This is a genomic window from Neobacillus massiliamazoniensis, assembly GCF_001048695.1.
Classification (GTDB): Bacteria; Bacillota; Bacilli; order Bacillales; family Cytobacillaceae; genus Neobacillus; species Neobacillus massiliamazoniensis.
The window spans coordinates 960,519-978,727 of sequence record NZ_CVRB01000001.1 but is presented as its reverse complement, the minus strand read 5'-3'; the positions used below and the strand labels follow the sequence as shown (position 1 = coordinate 978,727).

15 protein-coding genes and 1 riboswitch are annotated in these 18,209 nt (G+C 37.4%); of the genes, 10 read left to right on the top strand and 5 right to left on the bottom strand.

Annotated elements, in window-relative coordinates:
* The first annotated feature begins 16 nt into the window (after nt 1-16).
* Both BN1082_RS04715 and aspA read left to right on the top strand, forming a co-directional pair.
* Complete coding sequence (locus BN1082_RS04715) at nt 17-460, top strand: MarR family winged helix-turn-helix transcriptional regulator (protein ID WP_090631580.1); 444 nt, start codon at nt 17-19, stop codon at nt 458-460.
* A gap of 327 nt (nt 461-787) precedes the next feature.
* Nucleotides 788-2,212 (top strand): aspartate ammonia-lyase, encoded by a 1,425-nt coding sequence (aspA, locus tag BN1082_RS04710; RefSeq protein ID WP_090631575.1) that lies wholly within the window; start codon nt 788-790, stop codon nt 2,210-2,212.
* 58 nt (nt 2,213-2,270) lie between these two features.
* On the opposite strand, the gene BN1082_RS04705 is transcribed toward aspA, so the two are convergent.
* A complete protein-coding gene (locus BN1082_RS04705) occupies nt 2,271-2,594 on the bottom strand; it encodes a hypothetical protein (RefSeq protein ID WP_090631573.1) in 324 nt (107 codons plus the stop codon).
* A 495-nt stretch (nt 2,595-3,089) separates the two neighbouring features.
* Between BN1082_RS04705 and BN1082_RS04700 the strand changes: the two genes are divergently transcribed.
* From BN1082_RS04700 to BN1082_RS27300, 3 genes are all read left to right on the top strand, one after another.
* Nucleotides 3,090-3,281 (top strand): hypothetical protein, encoded by a 192-nt coding sequence (locus BN1082_RS04700; RefSeq protein ID WP_090631570.1) that lies wholly within the window; start codon nt 3,090-3,092, stop codon nt 3,279-3,281.
* Nucleotides 3,282-4,277: 996 nt separating this feature from the next.
* A complete protein-coding gene (locus BN1082_RS04690; protein ID WP_090631565.1) occupies nt 4,278-5,720 on the top strand; it encodes an amino acid permease in 1,443 nt (480 codons plus the stop codon).
* A 207-nt stretch (nt 5,721-5,927) separates the two neighbouring features.
* Nucleotides 5,928-6,098 carry a hypothetical protein gene (locus BN1082_RS27300; protein ID WP_176699648.1) on the top strand — a complete coding sequence of 57 codons (171 nt, stop codon included), beginning with the start codon at nt 5,928-5,930 and terminating at the stop codon, nt 6,096-6,098.
* A 528-nt stretch (nt 6,099-6,626) separates the two neighbouring features.
* On the opposite strand, the gene BN1082_RS04685 is transcribed toward BN1082_RS27300, so the two are convergent.
* A complete protein-coding gene (locus tag BN1082_RS04685; RefSeq protein WP_090631562.1) occupies nt 6,627-7,418 on the bottom strand; it encodes a TIGR00266 family protein in 792 nt (263 codons plus the stop codon).
* 313 nt (nt 7,419-7,731) lie between these two features.
* Here BN1082_RS04685 and BN1082_RS04680 point away from each other — a divergent pair, with 313 nt between their 5' ends.
* The 4 genes from BN1082_RS04680 to BN1082_RS04665 all read left to right on the top strand — a co-directional run bounded on the left by BN1082_RS04680 (nt 7,732) and on the right by BN1082_RS04665 (nt 13,347).
* Complete coding sequence (locus tag BN1082_RS04680) at nt 7,732-9,477, top strand: SulP family inorganic anion transporter (RefSeq protein ID WP_090631560.1); 1,746 nt, start codon at nt 7,732-7,734, stop codon at nt 9,475-9,477.
* A gap of 21 nt (nt 9,478-9,498) precedes the next feature.
* The gene (locus BN1082_RS04675) at nt 9,499-9,855 is read left to right on the top strand and encodes an ArsR/SmtB family transcription factor (RefSeq protein ID WP_090631557.1); all 357 of its coding nucleotides are present in this window, start codon (nt 9,499-9,501) and stop codon (nt 9,853-9,855) included.
* Between the two features lie 703 nt (nt 9,856-10,558).
* On the top strand, nt 10,559-10,759 hold the full coding sequence (locus BN1082_RS04670) for a cold-shock protein (protein ID WP_007083969.1): 201 nt from the start codon (nt 10,559-10,561) through the stop codon (nt 10,757-10,759).
* A gap of 445 nt (nt 10,760-11,204) precedes the next feature.
* Nucleotides 11,205-11,347: riboswitch (cyclic di-AMP (ydaO/yuaA leader) on the top strand.
* A gap of 92 nt (nt 11,348-11,439) precedes the next feature.
* A complete protein-coding gene (locus BN1082_RS04665) occupies nt 11,440-13,347 on the top strand; it encodes an APC family permease (protein ID WP_090631554.1) in 1,908 nt (635 codons plus the stop codon).
* Between the two features lie 561 nt (nt 13,348-13,908).
* On the opposite strand, the gene BN1082_RS04660 is transcribed toward BN1082_RS04665, so the two are convergent.
* Complete coding sequence (locus BN1082_RS04660) at nt 13,909-14,919, bottom strand: hypothetical protein (protein WP_090631552.1); 1,011 nt, start codon at nt 14,917-14,919, stop codon at nt 13,909-13,911.
* Nucleotides 14,920-14,932: 13 nt separating this feature from the next.
* The gene (locus BN1082_RS04655) at nt 14,933-15,904 is read right to left on the bottom strand and encodes a phosphodiester glycosidase family protein (protein ID WP_090631549.1); all 972 of its coding nucleotides are present in this window, start codon (nt 15,902-15,904) and stop codon (nt 14,933-14,935) included.
* 357 nt (nt 15,905-16,261) lie between these two features.
* Here BN1082_RS04655 and BN1082_RS04650 point away from each other — a divergent pair, with 357 nt between their 5' ends.
* Complete coding sequence (locus BN1082_RS04650; RefSeq protein WP_245640311.1) at nt 16,262-16,636, top strand: GNAT family N-acetyltransferase; 375 nt, start codon at nt 16,262-16,264, stop codon at nt 16,634-16,636.
* Nucleotides 16,637-16,887: 251 nt separating this feature from the next.
* Here the strand turns inward: BN1082_RS04650 and BN1082_RS04645 are convergent, their stop codons facing one another.
* Entirely contained in the window at nt 16,888-18,192 is a 1,305-nt protein-coding gene (locus BN1082_RS04645) for an Nramp family divalent metal transporter (protein WP_090631546.1), read from the bottom strand.
* Between the last annotated feature and the right edge of the window lie 17 nt (nt 18,193-18,209).

Genomic DNA, 18,209 nt, shown 5'->3' with positions numbered 1-18,209 from the left:
AGTGAGGGAATACACGATGGATGAAAAAGCGTTTGAAAGTATAGATTTCGAACTGGCCGTTCTAGTTCGCCGGATTACATCAATCTCTAGTAAAAAAATCAGTAATCTTGATCGATCAGCCTATCTCATATTACATCAAATAACTTCTGATGGTCCGCTTGGGGTAAAAGCGCTCGCAGAAGCATTTCGATTAGATATTTCGACAATAAGTAGACAAGCTTCTGCATTGGAACACAAAGGTTATGTCTACAGAATCCCTGATCCTATGGATGGAAGGGCTTATTCCCTTCAGATAACAGAATTAGGAAAAAAAGAGTTTAAATCATACCAACATGGAAGATTTTCTATCATCGAGGAAGTATTAAAGGATTGGACCGATGAAGAACTTGAGTTATTTGGTAAATTTTTAAAAAAATATAATCATTCCGCAGATCATTATTTTTTCAAAAGCTTAGAATGAAAAGATATTATCCTGTTCACTTTTTTAAAAGCTATGTTAAAGATCATTGTTGATTTTGCCAATATGTTGATTGGAGCGGAAGACGCTCGACTCCTGCGGGAGTACGGGGCAGGGGAGACCCCGCAGGCGCTAAAGCGCAGAGGAGGCTCCCCGGAACGCCCGCGGAAAGCGAGCGACTGGAGCGGAAATCAACAGACATGTTTAACAGAACCTTTTTAAAACTTTCAGCTAGATATATTTTTACTTAAAGAGAGACATGAAGAGTAAAAAGTTATATTATTAGTGTGGAAGTAGAATTAAATCGTTTTCAGAAAAGGTGGTATTGGGATGTTAACAGCAAACAATAGGATCGAACATGATTTTTTAGGGGAAAAAGAGATTCCAGCTGATGTTTATTACGGGATCCAAACAATGCGTGCAGTAGAAAATTTCCCAATTACAGGATACCGTATTCATGAAGAATTAATTACTGCACTAGCCATGGTTAAGAAAGCAGCGGCTATTGCCAATATGAATACAACTCGATTATATAGCGGTCTTGGAGAAGTTATTTGCAAAGCAGCGGATGAAATAATTGAAGGAAAGTGGAAGGACCAGTTTATTGTTGATCCCATCCAAGGCGGGGCAGGGACATCAATGAATATGAATATGAATGAAGTGATAGCCAACCGTGCTCTTGAATTGCTTGGACATGAAAAGGGAGAGTATATTCATTTAAGTCCAAATAGTCATGTGAATATGTCACAATCGACAAACGATGTTTTCCCAACAGCGATACATATTGCAACCTTGAAACTACTGGAAAAGTTACTTTTAACGATGGAACATATGCATAAGACTTTTCAACTTAAAGCAGTGGAGTTTGAAAAAGTCATTAAGATGGGGCGTACCCATCTTCAGGATGCTGTTCCAATCCGTCTAGGGCAGGAATTCGAGGCATACAGTCGGGTGTTAAGGCGAGACATTGATCGTATTAAACAGTCACGTAAGCATTTATATGAAGTAAATATGGGGGCAACAGCTGTTGGGACAGGCTTAAATGCTGATCCCGAGTATATTACAGATGTCGTAAAGCAGCTTTCAGAAATTAGCAACCTGCCATTGATTAATGCCGATCATCTTGTCGATGCTACTCAGAACACGGATGCCTATACAGAAGTTTCTGCGACATTAAAAGTCTGTATGATGAATATGTCAAAAATTGCAAACGATTTACGCCTTATGGCGTCTGGTCCACGTGTTGGCTTAGCCGAAATTAGTCTTCCTGCTCGTCAACCAGGATCCTCTATCATGCCTGGAAAAGTAAATCCCGTTATGGCTGAAGTGATAAACCAAATTGCCTTTCAGGTAATTGGTAATGATCATACCATCTGTCTTGCTTCTGAAGCTGGGCAGCTTGAATTGAACGTTATGGAGCCGGTACTTGTCTTTAATTTGCTTCAATCCATCAGCATAATGAACAACGGATTTCGCGTCTTTACCGATCATTGCCTTGCCGGTATTCAAGCAAATGAAGCCCGCTTAAAGGAAAATGTTGAAAAAAGTGTTGGAATTATTACAGCAGTAAATCCACACCTTGGCTATGAAGTGGCGGCACGGATTGCTAGAGAAGCGATTACTAGCGGTAAATCAGTTCGAGAACTATGTCTCCAGCACGATGTTCTAACAGAAGAGGAATTAGATCTTATCTTAAATATCTATGAAATGACAAAACCGGGAATTGCGGGTGCATCACTTCTAGATAAAAATTAATATTGTGAAAAGACGACGTTGTGGAAATCACAATGTCGTCTTTTTTTAAAAAAAATTTTTATTTTTCTTTTTTTGTATTAATAGTTCTATATATTTGAGTGTACATACTTCCTTGTACGATATTCTCAAGAAAGAAATCCCCAATAAGCTTTAAGTATTCTTCATCATCAAACATTTTTTTACTTTGCAGTTCCATTTCTGCTAAGCCTTCATATGTTGTTAGAATGGCATAGGTATGATCCTCACCTGAAACAGGTGTTAGAATTTCAACATGCTGGTTATAGGTTTCATTTCTAAATTTCTGTATCTCCCTTAAATTATCAATTGCCTCTTTAAATTTGTTTTGCTTTACCTCGAAGGTTTGGTAAACAAAAACGGTCATTTACATTTGCACTCCCTAAACTAAATTAATCAGACTTACAATTATCTTTTCTTTACTACCCCTTTTTATGCTTTTTATTTGGATTGAATTAAACATAAGGAGGATATCTCAAAAAGGACTGATCCTGGTAGAAGCAATACTATTGAATTTTTTAAAATATGGTTACAGGTCTACTTCGATTACTGTCCAACTCCCGTGCTTAGCCTCCGGAACTGTGATTCGCGCATATATTTAAATTTTCGCGCATATATGCTTCAGATTCGCGCATAAGATGTTGCTTCTTGCAACGAAGCTAAGTTATTCGTGAAAAACAGGGGCAATACTATTAAAATTCGCAAATATAAATAAAAATTAGAAGATATTTAGTTCGAATTCGCCGATATATTTTATTACCGCGGAGAAATGCCTCAATTTTGACCAGTTTGAGTAAGAGATGATGAAATCAACAAGTTTAGGAATGAACGACTTAATGTTGTCGTTACAAAGATTGAGAGTTTGAAACAGAAATACAACGAGGAAATAGAAAAAGAAACGACAAAATTAAAGTATCAGTTATGGAAAGCAAAATATGATTTTCTGACTTCTGCAATTGAAATTGGCAAAACATATGGCAATCTTAGAAAAAGAGAAGTTAAACTTCAAGATTTGAATAAAGAATTTGGGCCACAGTCAATTATTACGGCTTAAAACGCTTTTCAATTATTATCACCGGAAGTAATCGATGAAAGTGGAAGCAGCTATACTGAAAGATGAAAATGCCCTACATTCAGGAAAGGTATCTTCACAACTAGAAGAAAACGTTATTTATGCAAAAAAGTATGGGCTCATCTGAACAAACACAAAAAAACCCTTCATTGTTCTCAAATTATTTCAAGCAGTGAAGGGATATTTTTTGGACATCCATGATTAGATTGTAAGAATGATTATCTCGTTTCCTCCCAGTCCGTGTAGATACCACTACCTCGACAGCCAGGGCATTCGAATGAATTAAAATAAGCAAATTCATTATAGGGATAAACGGTATATCCTCTGCCCTGACAATCAGGACATTTTCCTTGGTCTTTCATATTGGAGAGGTAATTTTGATATCTAGTCTCTTTCCACTGGTTATAAGCGTTGAGTAGGCCCAAATTCATCACCTCATCATTTCACCTTAGTATTGTTTAAAAATGGAAACATTTTGCTAGTATTTCTTATTAGTATTTGGACAACATACTCCGTCCGATCCTACATACTTTATTGTGATAATATTTACAAGAAAATATACAAATGATGTAAAAATTTCCTTATTAATATACTATGAAAAGAATAATAATGATGTGATATAAAATCCGGTCTTGTACCATTTTTTTCTTAAAAAGAATAATAAATAATGTGAAATTTATTGTGAAAACTTCGAATGTCCCCAATATAGAGGAATAGTATTTTTACGATTAACCTACCAAATTGTTATTAGTTAAGCTAAATAGTTGGCATATTTGTTGGAGAGAATATTAATGATTGAGTAATCTCTTATTTTGCATGAAAATTGCAAATATAACAAAAGGAATTGGTTATTGCTATTTTTGGACAAATATTTTATTCTTTTTTTATGCAATAAATTTGCTGAAAATCCATCGCGTAATATTTAATTTACTACGGGGTTTGGAAATGCATCCTTATTAGGATGAAGGGGGAAATGTAATGCAACAACCAGAGAACAATGCATCACATGAATTACAGAGAACGATGAAGGCTAGACATTTATTTATGATTTCCCTTGGAGGGGTTATCGGGTCAGGTCTTTTTCTAGGTTCAGGCTTTACAATTAATCAAGCCGGACCGATGGGTGCCGTCCTCTCATATCTTGTTGGCGGATTTATTATGTTTTTAACCATGCTTTGTCTTGGAGAATTGTCAGTAGCTATGCCGATTTCAGGCTCATTTCAAACATATACAACAAAATTTATTGGTCCCGGAACTGGCTTTGCCTTAGGATGGCTGTATTGGTTAGGATGGGCTGTAACTGTTGCGTTAGAATTACTATCTTCAAGTAATCAGATGCTAAGATGGTTCCCGCACACACCCGTCTGGATATGGTGTCTAATCTTCGCCATTGTTCTATTCTTACTGAATGCACTTTCGGCACGGGCGTTTGGAGAGGCCGAATTTTGGTTTTCAAGTATCAAAATTTTGGCTATTATTGCGTTCATTGTCCTTGGTGGAGCAGCTATGTTCGGCATTATCCATATGAAAGGTGGACAACCTGCACCATATTTATCAAATTTCACTGCACATGGTCTATTGCCAAATGGTTTCAATGCTCTAGTGATTACGATGCTTACGGTTAATTTTTCGTTCCAAGGGACAGAATTAATCGGTATTGCCGCAGGTGAAAGTGAAGACCCGGAAAAGACGATTCCAAAATCGATCCGCCAGACCGTTTGGCGTACTCTTTTCTTCTTTGTCTTAGCGATCTTTGTTTTAGGTGGCTTAATTCCAATGAAACAGGCTGGTGTAATTGAAAGTCCTTTTGTCGTAGTATTTGATAGGGTAGGAATCCCTTATGCTGCTGACATTATGAATTTTGTTATCCTTACTGCGTTACTTTCTGTTGCAAACTCTGGACTCTATGCAGCTACTCGGATGCTGTATGCAATGTCAAAAGAGAAAATGGCCAGTAAAGCTTTGACAAAAGTAACAAAAAGAGGTGTTCCATTAAATGCGCTCTTGTTAACGATGGGAATTGCCCTTTTATCATTATTATCAAGTGTAGTTGCTGCTAAAACTGTATTCTTATGGCTTATTTCCATTGCTGGAGTAGGTGCACAAGTAGGTTGGATTTCTATTACTGCATCCCAATTAGCCTTCCGTCGTAAATTTATCCGTGAAGGCGGCAGAGTAGAAGACCTTAAATTTAAAACACCGCTTTATCCATTCCTGCCGTTGATTGGGTTAACTCTAAATATTATTGTTTTGGTCAGCTTAGCGTTTGATCCGAATCAACGAATTGCATTGTATTGCCTCGTTCCGTTTACAATTGCATGCTATTTGATTTACCACTTCAAAATCAAAAAGCATCGTGAACAAGATGGTTCAGATAAACAAGAATTGCATCTTCATAATAATAAAAAGATGGTTATTTAATCTTTTTTCAAAAACCGCTTGAATTTATTCAAGTGGTTTTTTTGGCTAATAGGAAAGTATAAATTTTTTCCAATTTATACTTTCCTATGTCGCATAAATTCAACTACGACTCTGTCTTCGTCCTAACGGACTCGCCAATCGGCGAGTTTTCATTTAATATTTTCATGGCATTTTTTCAATACTAATGTAAAAAGAAGAGGTGATAAAATGGATAAATGGAATGAACAGGCAGCACCGAACAATAACCTAGCGCCAAAAACAATCCAGTCTTCTGAAATGCTACTGGGAAAAAAAGCTGAACGAGAATTTTCTGAGGAACTTTCTGATGGAGGAGAGAGAGACAAAAACATTCAAATACTAGAAAATACTCCTAAATAAACAGGCTTGAGAAAAGTGGAGATTCTAATCGTCATTTATTATTTTGGCTGTGTTAAAGGTCATTGTTGATTTTTGAAACTATGTTGATTGGAGCGGAAGGCGCGAGACTCCTGCGGGAGTACGGGGCAGGGGAGACCCCACAGGCGCTTAAGCGCCGAGGAGGCTCCCCTGAACGCCCGCGGAAAGCGAAGCGCCTGGAGCGCAAATCAACAGACAGGTTTAACAAAGCCATTATTTTTAGTTAATCTTAGAAAAAGTGATTGGAAGAATTCGAAAGAAACAAATATCGGGGGAAAATTAAAAAAATCAGGTCACCAAGTGAAATTATTGGTGACCTGATTTGTATTTTTTGTAAGATATCTGCGGTTATATTCGTTATATCTGCAAATTTTCAATATATCTGCGAAAACAACCAAAATATCTGCGAAATTCTTATTTTATCTGCGAATTGGAGTTTCGCAGATATTTCAGGGGAGAGCTATAAAATAAAAGCAGGACCACTCGCGATCCTGCTTTTTATAACTCAGCTTAATCCCCGCCAAATACATCAAAAATTCCCTTTGCGATGCTGCCTTCATCTTTTGCACCGCCGCGGGAAGGAGCAGCGGCGAAAACTCGGCTTGCTAGCCTGCTAAATGGCAATGATTGAATCCAAACAGATCCTGGACCACTTAATGTGGCAAAGAATAAACCCTCACCGCCAAAAAGGGCTGTTTTGACACCTTTTACATATTCAATATCATATTGAACGTCTCGCGTCATGGCCACTAAACAACCGGTATCCACTCGTAATTTTTGCCCGGGCAGAAGTTCCTTTTTAATAATGGTTCCTCCTGCATGGACGAAGCATAAACCATCGCCTTCGAGCTTTTGCATAATAAAACCATCTCCTCCAAAGAAACCTACACCAATTTTTCTTTGGAATTCGATCCCTATTGAAACTCCTTTTGCTGCAGCAAGGAAAGAATCTTTTTGACAAATCACTTTTCCGTTATATTCACTTAAATTTATTGGGATGATTTTACCGGGGTATGGAGCAGCGAATGAGACGCGTTTTTTGCCAATTCCAGTATTTGTGAATGTCGTCATGAATAAGCTTTCCCCAGTTAGGACACGTCTACCTGCACTAAACAGTTTGCCCATCAGCCCACTTCCGCCTGCACCGCTTCCATCTCCAAAAATTGTCTCCAAATGAATGTCATCTTCCATCATCATAAAGCTCCCAGCTTCTCCTACAACTGTTTCATTAGGGTCGAGCTCAACCTCTACAAATTGCATGTCATCGCCATAAATCCTGTAATCTATCTCGTGGTTCATCATTCCAATTCCCCCCATTTTTTATAAAATTTAATATAAATATTTTACTTGATTAGTAGAAAAAGTTAAATAAAAAAGGACGTCTGTTCAAACAGACGTCCTTCGCGTATTGAGGCGAGAAACCACACTCCACATAGTGTGTTCCGTATAGGAATGTTTCTCGACTTACACAACTCAGCTCATCGCTCAATAAGTATAACATCTTCAACTGAAAGAAACAAGTGCCGTTTTCGAAAAAAACACTTGAATATTAATCAGTATTATTCTATATTCAAATAATCAGATATACAAAATTAAAAAAGTAAGAAGGGTTCAAATGTTTATTGACAAAAGATTCCATAATTATTCCTTAAGAAATGTACCAAAAGACCTCATCTCTGGATTAATAGTTGGTGTGATCGCTATTCCTCTAGGAATGGCTTTCGCGATTGCTTCAGGGGTGAAGCCGGAGTATGGAATCTATACAACGATTGTTGCAGGGATTCTAATCTCTTTATTAGGTGGATCCAAATATCAAATTGGTGGTCCAACGGGAGCGTTCATTCCTATAGTATTCGGAATCGTGATGACGTACGGCTATCAGAATCTCTTAATTGCAGGATTTTTAGCAGGGGTCATCCTTACTTTAATGGGCATTTTTAAACTAGGCTCGCTCATTAAATGGATTCCTAGACCTGTTACAATTGGATTCACGACAGGAATAGCCGTCACTATTTTTGCAGGTCAAATTGCTAGTTTTCTTGGATTGGTAGGAATTAAGAGGCATGAGGAATTTATTCTAAACATCAATGAAATTATTGTTCATTTGGATACAATCAATATATACAGTTTGCTCACGGCAGGAATTTGTTTAATAACGGTGATCCTGACTCCTAAATTGACACCAAGAGTTCCAGGTCCACTTATCGGAATAGTGGTTTCCACACTCGCAGCAAACTTGTTTTTCCCAGGGCATGTGGCAACTATTGGCACAGCATATGGAGAGATTCCAAACACATTGCCAAAGCTACATGTACCGAATTTAAACGTAGATATCATTATCAAACTATTGAAGCCTGCATTTGTAATCGCTATGCTTGGCGGAATTGAATCACTTATGACAGCAGTAGTGGCAGATGGTATGACCAATAGTCGCCATAACAGCAATAAAGAGTTAATCGGGCAGGGGATTGCCAATATGGTGACACCTTTATTTGGCGGGATTCCGGCAACAGGCGCGCTCGCCCGTACCGCCACGAATATTAAAAATGGGGCAGTTTCCCCTTTATCGGGAATCATTCATGGGGTGGTGGTTTTGCTCGTCTTACGTTTCTTTGCACCAAAAGCCTCATATATACCATTGGCAAGCATGGCACCAATCTTAATGGTTGTTGCTTGGAACATGAGTGAAAGGAAAGTTTTTGCCCATATTTTAAAAACGAAATCGACGGATTCTATTGTCCTAATTGTAACGTTTTTATTAACAGTATTTTTCAATTTAACAACCGCTGTTGAAGTTGGATTAGTAATGTCTGCTATTTTGTTTGTTAAACGTATGAGCGATGTTACGACAACCGCAAAGGCGCTGCCTAACCTCAATCACAAACAGGGGAAGGTAGAGACCAGTATGGTCACAGATACACATGATTGTCCACAAATTAGTATTTTTAATGTCGATGGCCCACTGTTTTTTGGGGCGGCACAAACATTTGAAAAAACAATTATGAGCACGATTAACTACCGGCCAAAAATTCTTTTACTACGGATGAGTAAAGTCCCGTTGATCGATACGACTGGTGAAGCCATTTTAGCAAGTATTGTGAACAATTTTTCAAAAAGTGGTATAGTTATGATATCGGGATTGAATGAACAACCTGAAAGTGTTCTAAAAAAGACTGGTCTATATGATTTGATTGGTCATGAACATTTTTTTGAACATACTGGTGAGGCGATTCAATACGGACTTACACAGATAAATAAAAATAAATGCCTCGGATGTAAGCATTTTGCATTTAGGGAATGTAAAAAGCTATCTGCCTCTGGGACTCTAGAAGGAAAGGCAAAATTAACAGCCACCTTCTAATTTAACAAGGAAGTGGAACATTTGAATTTAGAAATGCAACAGTTTAAAGCAGAGTTTTTTAAAGCTCTTGCCCACCCTTTGCGAATACGTATTTTAGAACTTTTAGCTGATGGGGACAAGAATGTGAATGAAATTCAATCTCTTATTGGCAGTGAAGGATCGGCTGTTTCACAGCAATTAATGATTTTACGGGCTAAAAATATTGTTTCAGGAACAAAGAATGGAAATAAGGTTATTTACACATTAAAGGATCCGATGATTATCGAATTATTAGCGGTTGCCCGACAAATTTTTAATAATCATCTTGTTGATACTATTTCCTTATTAGATAAATTTAAAGATCTTGAAGAAGAAATGCCTATCGTGCCGAAGAATTAAATTCTTCGGCCATTATTTTGCTATTTACTTTTAAATTCATTTTTTTAGAAAATAAACATCATTGTTTAAAGCTTTGTTAAAGCTCATTGTTGATTTTGACACGATGTTGATTTGAGAGGAAGGAGCTCGATCCTCGAAAATGCTATCGCATTTCCTTCGTGCGGTGTTGAATCAAAGATGATGATTCAACGTCCTGCGGGAGACCCGCAGGCGCTAGCGCCGAGGAGGCTCACCGGACCGCCACTAGAGCGGAAATCAACAGACATATTTAACAGAATCTTGTTTAAATGAGAATTCTCTAAAAAAATGAAAGATACTCTATATATTTTTCAACAAAATCAGACAGACCTATTAAAAAACGACTTACTTGTAATAATGCTAGGTAGTAGATAGAGTCTAGGTATACCAAGTATCCCCAACGGAATTGCAGTCAAAATAGTAAAGGAAATAGAATATCTTTGTGAATAAACAAGGTTAAAAACGTAGAAAAATGTAGTTTTCTGTCTTTTTTACCTTTCTTGACATTCGGCCTAAATAGTGATAAATTTTAAACAGCCGTTGCACGAAGTTAGATTTATGTTACAAGCTTGTTCAATGTTTTAACCGATGTTTGGATGAGGAAATGAAGGTAAAGCTATCTACGTTGTAATTTGGTGAATTTTACAGATGGCTATTGTGGGAGCCAATAGGAGGATTTTTTTTTATGAAAAACGGTAAAGTTAAATGGTTTAACTCAGAAAAAGGTTTTGGATTCATCGAAGCAGAAGACGGAAATGACGTATTCGTTCATTACTCTGCAATCCAAACTGAAGGTTTCAAAACTTTAGAAGAAGGTCAAGAAGTTTCTTTCGAAGTTGTTGAAGGAGCTCGTGGACCACAAGCTGCTAACGTAACTAAGAAGTAATTTATTACGCTAACACATATAGCAGTCCGGTGATAATGCCGGACTGTTTTTTGTTTTTCTATAAGATAAGAAAGTATAAAAATTGACTTTATAATTGTCCAGCTTCAGGGCTGACCAAGGCGCTTCCGCTTTTCTTATTTCGTATTACAGTTTTGAGAAAACGCAAACCTGGTATGGCAAGAATTTTAAATTCAACCTAGATCGAAAAGTATTGGGATTAATTATTATTTTTGGGGGGATTATATGTTTAGATGATTTCGTTGTAACAACCTATTTAAAAAAAGAATCTCAAATAGGTTAGCATTTCATTATGGGATTTCTGGAAAAAAACAAATAATCATTACAATTTCAAAACCTTAAAACGGTTTTTATTACAAACATTTCATTTTTCTCTTTACAAATTGTCGTGAAAGGAATATATTTTTTACATTATAAAATAAAAAGCAACCTTATATCGCTTAATCTTAATGGAGCGGGGAAACCAATGATGGTACCTTAGTACTTGGGGTGAATCCTTTTTTTAAAGGTAGGGCTACTCTTAAAGCCCGAATCCGACAGCTAACCTCGTAAGCGTTAGAGAGAAGGTTTACTTTTTGGTGTGAAAAAGACCCCAGAGTAAATCACTTAGGGTTTTTTTTATTGCAACTATTCATCATGAAAGCGAGAGAGGCGCATAAAACATGAATCATCCTGGACATTTGATTGAGGTATTATTATTTATTATTCTTCTATTCCTCGTTTGGATTTCCTTTACAAACTTTGGAATGGTGAAAAGGTTTCTAATTGGACGGCCAATGCGAACTGCTGAGCTTTCTGGTCAACATACGAAGTTGCTTTGGTTTATTGCATTACCAATCCTTTCAGCAGACCTTTACTCATCTGTTTCTTATGGCCCTGAAGCAGGGATGACCGAATTGATGGGGCTTGGTGATGGAGCGAAATGGTATATTATTCCAATTACCGTATCAACAGTTATCTTATTAGCAATTTTAATTACATCTTACATAATGGGGATTTTAGCCTATCCATCAGGCGGAGGTGCCTATGCAATTGCAAAGGATAATTTTAAACCAAGATGGGTTTCGCTGGTTGCATCGAGTTCATTACTTATTGATTATATTCTAACCGTAGCCGTTTCCGTTTCAGCAGCGTTAGAAGCAATTTCTTCTGCTTATCCTATCGTAGCCCCTTATGAAACGGAATTAGCGATTGGCTGTGTCTTTCTACTACTTGTTATGAATTTACGAGGTGTAGCAGAGTCAGCAAAAATTTTTGCCTGGCCGACTATCGGTTTTATGGTATGTATGGTAATAATCATTTTTACCGGTCTTTTTGAATGTACGAGGCATGGATTTGTCCAGAGTACTACACCGCCATTTGGTACAGTGCCAAAAGGAATTAGCACCTTGCTTGTACTTAAAGCATTCAGTTCAGCTTGTTCGGCCCTGACAGGGATTGAAACGATCTCAAATGCCGTTCCGATTTTTAGAGAACCTAAACAACGAAACGCGATTAAGACCTATATCGCTTTAGGATCCATTACTTCTTTTACTTTATTAGGTTTTGCATATCTTTTATATGTGAAAGGTATATCGCCATCTCCTCAGAATACGATGCTGTCACAGCTAACAGGATTATATTTTGGCCATAGCATCATATATCAGATCATTATTTGGTTTACGTTTATTGTATTAATATTAGCAGCCAATTCCACCTTTACGGGGTTTTCACAGTTGGCGGCAATTGTTGCTGCTGATGGATACCTGCCACGGGTGTTAACCAATCGTGGTGACCGACTAGGCTATTCAAACGGTATTATTGCGTTGGCAGCCTGTGCAAGTATATTGATCCTTGCATTTCATGCCCATACGAATGCTTTGATTCCGCTTTATGCCATCGGTGTATTTCTATCATTTACAGTCGCACAAATTGGCTTGGTACGACGCTGGCTAAGGGTAAAAGGTTCTCGGTGGAAAATCAAACTAGCGATTAATTCATTTGGTGCATTTATTACTGCCATAGTAGCCGTTATTTTTGCAGTTACCAAGTTTATGGGCGGTGCTTGGATTGTTTTAGTTGTCTTACCGATTTTGGTTTTCTTCTCTCTCACGATTCGGAAGCACTACAATTTTATCGCTCAGGAGCTACATATTGATATTTCAAAAGAATTCCCAGAAATAAGGGAAGTAACAACAATCGTCCTTGTTTCAGGAGTCCATCGAGTGGTTAACAGTACCATTTCATTTGCCAAAAGCATAGGGGACAATCCCATTGCGGTTTACGTCGGGTTTGACGATGAGTCAATCAATAAAATGGAACGAAAGTGGGAGGAATGGGGATATCCATGCAGGCTAGTGGTTCTTAAAAGTAAATATCGTTCTGTATTAGAACCGCTGAACCGCTTTATCAAGATTGTTGAAGAAAAACGCGGACATGAAGGCCACATTCACCTGATTATTCCACAGTTTATTCCAAAGCGTGGGTGGCATAATTTGCTTCATAACCAAACTGCTCTTCAACTAAGACTTTGGTTTCTCCGTCACAAGGATGTTGTGATTACGACCGTACCGTATCATTTGAAAAAATAAAAAAAGAGCTTCCCATCCAAATGATGAGGAAGCCTTTTTTTACCCTTATTAGTAAGAGATTGATAGAAGAAGTTTTAATAAGTATCATCTTCTAACCTCCCTAATTTGGGTTTATAAATGTCAAAAATTCGTTATTTTGGGTCACTTTAAAAACGGTAAGGAAATCATTGGTAGGGAATTTTTTCTATTTAAATTAAAAGAAAATAAATAACAATTGAAAAGGTACTGTCCCAAAATGTGACAGGCACATCTATATTTACAAAGTCTATGTTGATTGGAGCGGAAGGCACTCGATCCTCGAAAATGCTATCGCATTTCCTTCGTGCGGTGTTGATTCAAAGATGATGATTCAAAGATGATGATTCAACGTCCTGCGGGAGTACGGGGCAGGGGAGACACCACAGGCGCAATAGCGCCGAGGAGGCTCCCCGGACTGCCCGCGGAAAGCGAGTGCTTGGAGCGGAAATCAACAGACAAAGTTTAACAGACCATTAATAAAAAGGGGGTGCCCCTAAAAGTTATACTTTTGGGACACCCCCTTTCACATTTGATGAAGCTTAATTATTTCTCTGCGTCGTTCATTATATATGCTTTGTCCGGTGTAAGAACAAACATTTTGTGATTTTCAACGAAAACAGACGATGCATCCTTCGGAATTGGATACGATTTATTAAGATTTGTATCGTAGAACGTATAGTTCTTTTCATAAAAAACATTTCCATCCTTATTAATAAGGATACGACTTCCTAGAACAGGTGTTGGCAGCTGGTAAATATCCTGTTTTTCACCATTTTTGTACTCATGGATACTCACTACCTTTCCATCCTGATCAAGAGAACCATAATAAATTGTATCGTCATTTACAGCCAGCAATGTTGCATTTTCTGCAATTTTCTTTAAGCTTTTGTTGTCTTGGCTCATCCAAATATTATTATGCTTATCTTCAAAAAACAACACATTTTTCGAAGCGAGCATCATTGGATTTTCAATATAAGAGAATTGAGACGGTAATGCCGTCATTTGACCGTTTGTATCAAAATGGTACATTTTTGTATTCACATCATTCCCAATCAGAATATACACATCGTTCGTGAATGGGCTATAAGTAATCGATTTAAACGTCGAAGTAGGGGAAACATCGGTAAAGGTTTTAATCGTTCTCTCCCTATTCGCACCAATCTGGATTGTCTTTAAAACCAAGTCTTTGTTTTCTGTCTTAATCCCTATGAAAAGACTGTCGCTTCGGATAAATTTCAGATAAACAATATCGGATTTTTCAGTTGATGAGTACACTTCTTGATTGCTATCTAAATCCGTGATTTGCAGTTTGTTGTTCTCATCTACAGAAGCGACAAATTTCTGATTTTCAGAAATCGATATTAATTTTACCTTTTCATTTGCCAGTTGAGTATATGAGTTTGGTTTTACTTTTTTTACTTCTTTTACTTCTTTCGCTTTTGCAGGTGCTGTAGTCGCCATGGCATTATTAGAATTCAGCATATGATTGTAATACCCATATACTCCAGCCTCAAGGATTGTAATAATGATAATTATTCGTAAAAAGTATTTCATTGTTCACTCCACCTTATTCCGGCATCACGACAAAGCTAGTTGCAATTTTTCGTTCACCAAGGACGTCAGATGGCTCATTCACTAAAAGGCCGTCTTTCACCATGGTAGTCGAAGAACCACCATCTAAATTTGCTGCGTTCACCGCACCGTATTTTAACATCAAATTCATTAAGTCCCTTATGGACGCACCAACATTGTTTAGACCATGAACCCCTCGTCCATCGGTTACAATCATAATGACTGTGCCATCTTCTTTTTGACCAATTGCCGTCCTAGGTGCATAACCCCAGCCGCCATCTCCTTTGACGACTCCCTCTCCATCTTTCACAAGAGCAGGGCCAAATGATAATGCTTCGGTAACTTTTAAATCTTTTAGTTCTTGATCAGTATAGTTTCCGACTAGTAACAATCCTTCACGGGTAAAACCAACCATTGGGTTTGATCCACCTGATGTTGTTAAAAATTGTCCGTTATGAATAGTTGTACCAAGCGGAATACCACCTGTTCCACGGTATCCCGTATCTGAGAATCCTCCGCCGTTTATTCCTGCAACTGCATGATTATCGGACACCATTTCACTTACCGTTTGCCCGACATCTCCTTGGTATTTTGTTGCGGCCACATGGACCCGTTTCGGGTCTGAAATTAACATGATTTTAGCAGAAAACGTCTTTGCTTGATAATCTTCAATTTTAATAGTAGGATCGGTTATTTTTTCATACTGATTTCGAACCTTTTTAGAATTCTCTTCATCTTTTTTTGTGTTTGTTTTAAGATCACCCATCAAACTTGGTTTGTATTTATCCAAAGATACCGTCCACAATGATAGCGGTTCAAGGTATTGAGAATGCATCGACGTTGAAATCATTCCGATCACATAGCTTTTAAGTGATGGGAATGGCCCATGAAAAACTAAGATAACACTTGAAACCCAAACATACAAAAATGTGAGAATCAAATATAAAAATCCTTTAAGTAACTTCATTCATTAATCACCCTTATTTATCTATTGAATGATAAACCCATTTCTTTTTTTTATAGATACTGAACTATTATATAAAAATCTTAGCGTTTTGTAATGTTTTTTGTCAGAATCATTGTAAATTCTATTCAAAATTCATTCTATGGTATTTTACTGTTAAAAAAGTAAAATTAAGGAAAATATAGAATTTAATATTAAAATCAGTCTCAAATCACAAATGAAATCCTATTTTGATAGTTATCTAGTTTACCTACAATTTTTTAAAATAGATAAGTAGAAAATTTAAACAATAAAACGCCTAGTTGGTACAGTTAATAACAATAGTGAACACAATATTTATTGACAAGAGGATTGGTTGTCATGATTAAGAGAATTGATTTTCAAGATATCCATTTAACCAAAAAACTATTTGAATTACAACGAGCTTCTTATCATGTTGAAGCGGAGTTAATTGGTTTTTTTGATCTTCCACCCCTTAAAGAATCTTTTGAGGAATTTCAACGATGTGATGAAACCTTTTTAGGATATTTTTACGAGGACGAGCTTACAGGGGCCCTTTCTTTTACAACTGATGGGGAAGAACTTACAATTTGCCGAATGGTCGTTCATCCAAACCATTTCCGCAAAGGAATTGCACAAATGCTGTTGTATGATTTAGAAGAAAATAATCCGGAAAGTACTATTTTAAAAGTCTCGACCGGAAAAGATAATTTTCCTGCTAAACCTTATATATGAAAAATGGATATCAATTCGTTAGAGATCATTTGGTAGCACCAGGCGTCTACATTAGTCAATTTGAAAAATACATTTCAAAATCAAAATAGGATTTTCTATTGCTCATAAAGGTTGATTTCTTCTAAAACATTTTAACATAAAAGGAATGAAGCCAAAACATTAAAAATATATTACAGTCACTCTTCTACGAAAACAATAAAATCCCAAAGTCCCATGGAACTGTGGGAAATGCTCATGACTCCATTAAATCCTTACCCCATAAACGTTTGCACAATCAACCAAATATTTAATCCTAAAATGATGACCGCGAAAATTGTTGATAAAATGGTGGTGAGTCGTTTGTTGGTTAACACACCCATGATTTCTTTCTTTTGCGAGAAATAGATTAATGCAATAATTGGGAATGGTAACACGATACTTAGAATGACTTGGCTTATGACAAGAGTTTTTGTTGGGTCGACACCAATTGCCACAATAATGACAGTTGGAAGCATCGTGACAACCCTGCGAATCCATAACGGAATCGTGAAACCTACAAAGCCTTGCATGATGACTTGACCAGCCATTGTCCCAACCACTGAGCTTGATATTCCAGAAGCAAGTAATGAGATCAAAAATACACTAGCTGCTGCTGAACCGAGAAGCGGTGTCAGTGTGTGATAAGCAGTTGTAATATCTGCAACATTACTATTACCTGTTGTATTAAAAACCGATGCAGCCATAAACATCATGGCGAGGTTTACAAATCCAGCAAGGGTCATAGCAATTAGAATTTCTTTCGTACTGAATTTTTGAATTTTGATTTTTTCCATATCGTTTCTTGGAACAACACGGTTTTGAGTCAGACTAGAATGTAAATAAATTGCGTGAGGCATAACGGTCGCACCGATCACACCTACTGCAAGGATAATACTTTCTTTGTTTCCAAGCCATGGAACAACACTATGATAAGCTACAAGCGTAAGATCTGGCTTTGAAAAGATGGTTTCGACTAAATAACATAACCCAATTAGCGTCGCAAATGCAGCAATAAACTTCTCTAAAGGGCGGAAGCCGAATTTTTCTAACATTAAAATAAGATAGGTGACAATCCCAGTGATGATGGTAGCAACCAGCATTGGAATGCCTGCTAATAGGTTTAAAGCAAGGGTAGCTCCTAAAAATTCTGCGAGGTCAGTAGCCATTGCTGCCAGCTCAGAGACGACCCACATAGTCCATGTCAGCCATTTTGGCATATGATCGCGGCAAATTTCCGGAAGGCTTTTTCCAGTTGCAATACCTAATTTTGCTGACATATTTTGAAGTAACATGGCCATTAAATTTGCTAAAATAATCACCCATAGCATTTTATATCCGAACAGTGCACCACTTTGGATGTTGGTGGCGAAGTTCCCTGGATCGACATATGCAATGGAGGCAATAAATGCTGGACCTAGGAAGGGAAGTAATGCTCGAATACCCTTAACTTTCCCGTTCATGGCATCTCTTGCGGCAGAAACGGTTCGGTCTTCGGCTGCTTGAGCTCGTTTGTATTCAATAAAATGACTTTGGCTCATAAGACACCATCCTTTTA